Annotated in this window: 2 protein-coding genes; both read left to right on the forward strand. The window is 67.5% G+C overall.

Annotation, left to right across the window (positions count from 1 at the left end; translation table 11 throughout):
• A partial coding sequence (locus ARC23_RS20165) for a crossover junction endodeoxyribonuclease RuvC (protein WP_203226386.1) occupies nucleotides 1-206 on the forward strand: 206 nt, incomplete at its 5' end.
• Between the two features lie 13 nt (nucleotides 207-219).
• A partial coding sequence (gene ruvA, locus ARC23_RS20170; RefSeq protein ID WP_057498841.1) for a Holliday junction branch migration protein RuvA occupies nucleotides 220-643 on the forward strand: 424 nt, incomplete at its 3' end.

A 643-nucleotide genomic window follows, 5' to 3' on the forward strand; every position in this document is an offset into this window, starting at 1 on the left:
CCAGCGAGATCAAGCTGGCGGTGGTGGGCCGTGGCGGCGCGGAAAAACAACAGGTCCAACACATGGTCGGGCTCATGCTCAACCTGAAAACCAAGCTGCAGGCCGACGCCGCCGACGCGTTGGCGGTAGCAATCACCCATGCCCACGTAAGGGCGACGGCCAACCGCCTGGGGCTCAGTGCCCGCCAGGCGTGGGGCCGCAAATGAGGAGCTGCACGCAATGATCGGTCGACTGCGCGGCATCGTCGCCTACAAGGCGCCGCCGTGGCTGGTGGTGGATGTCAATGGCGTGGGCTACGAACTGGAGGCGCCGATGAGCACCTTCTACGACCTGCCCGAGCTCGGCCGCGAGGTCACCCTGTACACCCATTACGCGCAGAAGGAAGACAGCGTCTCGCTGTACGGCTTCCTGCGCGAGGGCGAACGGCGCCTGTTCCGCGACGTGCAGAAGGTCAGTGGCATTGGCGCGAAGATCGCGCTGGCCGTGCTGTCCGGGGTCAGCGTGGAGGAGTTCGCGCGCATGGTCCAGGCCGGGGACATCACCGCGCTGACCCGTATTCCGGGCATCGGCAAGAAGACCGCCGAGCGCATGGTGCTGGAACTGCGCGACCGCGCGGCCCAGTTCGGCGCCGGCGGCGCGCTGC

The sequence above is a fragment of the Stenotrophomonas beteli genome (genome assembly GCF_001431665.1).
GTDB lineage: Bacteria > Pseudomonadota > Gammaproteobacteria > Xanthomonadales > Xanthomonadaceae > Stenotrophomonas > Stenotrophomonas beteli.